The organism is Bacteroides sp. 2_2_4 (assembly GCF_000157055.1).
Taxonomy (GTDB): Bacteria; Bacteroidota; Bacteroidia; order Bacteroidales; family Bacteroidaceae; genus Bacteroides; species Bacteroides ovatus.
Window position 1 is genome coordinate 46,425 of sequence record NZ_EQ973357.1, and the last position, 3,335, is coordinate 49,759.

Consider the following 3,335-nt stretch of genomic DNA (forward strand, 5'->3'; position numbering starts at 1 on the left):
TATCTCTCAACCGGGAGATTATCCGTCTCACCCAAGAATTTGAACAATGGTTGCAAAAATAACATCAGGAGCCTCCGTTTACGGGGCATTATACTACAATCAAGAAAAAGTGGACAAGCAGCAGGCACGGCCACTGGCATGAAACCGGATCATGGAACCGGCAGACGGCCATCCGACCATCCAGCACTGCATCCGTTCCTTCGAACCGTATCTGGCGGCTAACCGCCGGACTGAGAAGCCCGTTATCCACATTTCATTAAATCCACACCCGGACGATGTGCTGACCGATGAACAGTTGACCGCTATCGGCCAGGAATACATGGAAAAAATGGGATATGGCAACCAACCCTATATCATCTACCGGCATGAGGATATCGGCAGGCCCCACATCCATATCGTCTCCCTGCGTATTGACGAGCAGGGAAAGAAAATTAAAGATTACAAAGAATGGCAACGCTCGACCGCTGTTTGCCGGGAGCTGGAGAGGAAATACCATCTGTTACCCGCCGAGAAGATGGAGCGACGGGAATCCCTGCCGCTGACTGCCGTCGATTACCGGAAGGGGGATATCAAGCATCAGATAGCCAATGTGGTCAAGCCCGTCATGCAGGGATACAAGTTCCAATCCGTCAAGGAGTTTAAAGCCCTGCTTGGCCTTTTCCATGTAACGGTGGAAGAGGCCCACAAGACGATAAAGGGAAAGACCTATCATGGACTGGTCTATGCGGCTACCGATGAAAAAGGAGAACGGACCGGCGTAGCCATCAAATCCAGCAAGATCGGTAAAAGCGTAGGCTACGAGGCACTCCAAAAGAAATTTGTGAAAAGCAAACAATGAATTGCCCGACATCCCGTACCCGTACAGACGAAGGAAGCTATCGCTACCGCCCTGCAAGGACAGCCCACCCGTCAGGGATTCCTGCAGGAACTTTCTGGAAAAGGCATTGCCGCCATACTCTGGCAGAACGATTCCGGTGTGATCTATGGCGTGACCTACATCGACCATAACTCAAAGACCGTATTCAAGGGCTCGCTTCTGGGCAAAGAATATTCGGCATCGGTTATAAACCGGAAGTACGGCACGATCCCACCGGAAAAGACTGAAGAAGCCCCTGTTATCCATCCGTCCGAACCGGAAATGAAAGAGACGGAGCTGGTGGAAGGACTGCTTGATATATTCTCTTTGGAATCCTATCCGTATCCGGCAGACGACCTGACGCAAAGCCCTTACGGGAAAAAGAAAAAGAGAAAACGCAGAGGTCCGCATCTGGGCTAATAAAATGTATCACCATTAATTATCATACCGCTTATGTCACAAGACGAAACCAGAGGGCTCAATAAGAACCTTGACTTCATGAGGGCCATCAGCATCCTATTTTTAGTGATGAATGTCTATTATTTCTGCTATCCCTATTTTCTTTCCATGAACCTGAACATCGGTGTCGTGGACAAGATACTGCTCAATTTCCAGCGGGATACCGGGCTGTTTTCCCATTCGCTGGTGAGCAAGTCCTTCAGTCTGCTCTTCCTTTTCTTCTCCTGCATGGGAGCGAAAGGACGGAAGGACGTGGAGATGTCATGAAGGAGTATCGGCTGTTACCTTATAGCCGGGATGCTGCTCTTTTTTGGTAGCGAGCTCTTACTGACGGCACGCTTCCCCGTCGCGCTTCTAACCTTATTATATGTAGCTACCGTAGCTGCCGGATATATCAGCCTGCTTACCGCCGGAACCTGGATCAGCCGCCTGTTGAAGAACCAACTCATGGATGACGTCTTTAACGACGAGAACGAGAGCTTCATGCAGGAGCGCAGGTTGATTGCCAATGAATACTCGGTAAACCTGCCCACCCGTTTCCGTTACCAACGAAAGACCTATTCAGGCTGGATAAACGTGATTAATCCCTTCCGCGCCTCATTGATATTAGGCACGCCGGGATCAGGAAAGAGTTATGCCATCATCAATAACTATATCCGCCAGCAGATAGAGAAAGGATTCGCCGCCTATATCTATGATTTTAAGTATCCGGATTTAAGCATAATTGCTTATAACCAGCTGCTTAAAAACAAGGATAAGTATGCCAAGCCGGTCGGATTTTATGTGATTAATTTCGATGATCCCAGATACAGCCACCGGTGCAATCCCCTCAATCCTTCGTTTCTATCCGATATCGCGGATGCATACGAATCAGCGTATGTAATCATGTTAAATTTGAACAAGAGTTGGATTCAAAAACAGGGAGATTTCTTTGTAGAAAGCCCGATTGTGCTATTTGCGGCGGTGATCTGGTATCTTAAAATCTATGAAAACGGGAAATTCTGCACCTTCCCACATGCCATAGAGCTATTGAATAAACCGTATTCCGACCTGTTCACCATACTGACCTCTTACCGGGAGCTGGAGAATTACCTGTCACCTTTTATGGATGCATGGAAAGGTGGTGCGATGGAGCAGCTCCAAGGGCAGATAGCTTCCGCCAAAATTCCGCTATCAAGGCTGATCTCACCTGTCTTATATTGGATTATGACCGGAGATGACTTCACGCTGGATATCAATAATCCGGAGGAACCCAAAGTTTTGTGCGTCGGCAATAACCCTGACAGACAGAATATTTACTCATGTGCGTTAGGATTGTATAATGCCCGTATCGTTAAAATGGTCAACCGAAAAGGCAGGCTCAAATGCTCTATTCTAGTGGATGAGGTTCCCACACTTTACTTTAAAGGACTTGACACCCTGATCGCTACCGCCCGTAGCAACAAAGTGGCAGTATGTCTGGGAGCACAGGATTTCAGCCAGTTAATACGTGACTACGGTGATAAGGAGGCGCGGGTGATCCAGAACACAATTGGAAATATCTTTTCCGGGCAAGTGGTCGGAGAAACAGCGAAAAACCTTTCTGAAAGGTTTGGGAAAGTGCTCCAACAGCGCAAATCCATTAATATGACCCGTGAAGACACCTCAACCAATATCAGTACCCAGCTCGACTCGCTGATACCTGCCTCCAAAATCTCCAACCTCTCGCAAGGAGAGTTTGTCGGCAGTGTCTGCGACAACTTCGGGGAGAAGATAGAACAGAAGATATTCCATTGCGAGATCGTGGTGGACAATGAACGGGTAGCCGCCGAAACAAAAGCCTACAAGCCTATCCCCGTCATAACCGACTTTACCGGTGCGGATGGTAAGGACCACATGCAAGAGGAAATCGAAAGGAACTACTATCAAATCAAGGAAGACGTGACGCAAATCATCGAAAAAGAGCTGCTTCGCATCCAAAATGATCCCAACTTGAAACACCTGCTGGAAACGGCAGACGATGAATAATCCCTATTTAATT

Annotated in this window: 2 protein-coding genes and 1 pseudogene; all 3 read left to right on the top strand. The window is 48.0% G+C overall.

What is annotated here, in order from left to right; genetic code table 11:
* Positions 1 to 151: 151 nt before the first annotated feature.
* The 3 genes and pseudogenes from BSCG_RS29885 to mobC all read left to right on the top strand — a co-directional run bounded on the left by BSCG_RS29885 (position 152) and on the right by mobC (position 3,322).
* Entirely contained in the window at positions 152 to 838 is a 687-nt protein-coding gene (locus BSCG_RS29885; RefSeq protein ID WP_004308102.1) for a relaxase/mobilization nuclease domain-containing protein, read from the top strand.
* A 138-nt stretch (positions 839 to 976) separates the two neighbouring features.
* Complete coding sequence (locus tag BSCG_RS29890) at positions 977 to 1,276, top strand: hypothetical protein (RefSeq protein ID WP_004308101.1); 300 nt, start codon at positions 977 to 979, stop codon at positions 1,274 to 1,276.
* A 33-nt stretch (positions 1,277 to 1,309) separates the two neighbouring features.
* Positions 1,310 to 3,322 (top strand): annotated as a pseudogene (gene mobC, locus BSCG_RS21080) (conjugal transfer protein MobC).
* Positions 3,323 to 3,335: the final 13 nt, after the last annotated feature.

What these genes read in the sequence shown, in the direction of transcription:
- BSCG_RS29885 (WP_004308102.1), top strand. Translation starts at nt 152, where the DNA reads ATGGAACCGGCAGACGGCCATCCGACCATCCAGCACTGCATCCGTTCC.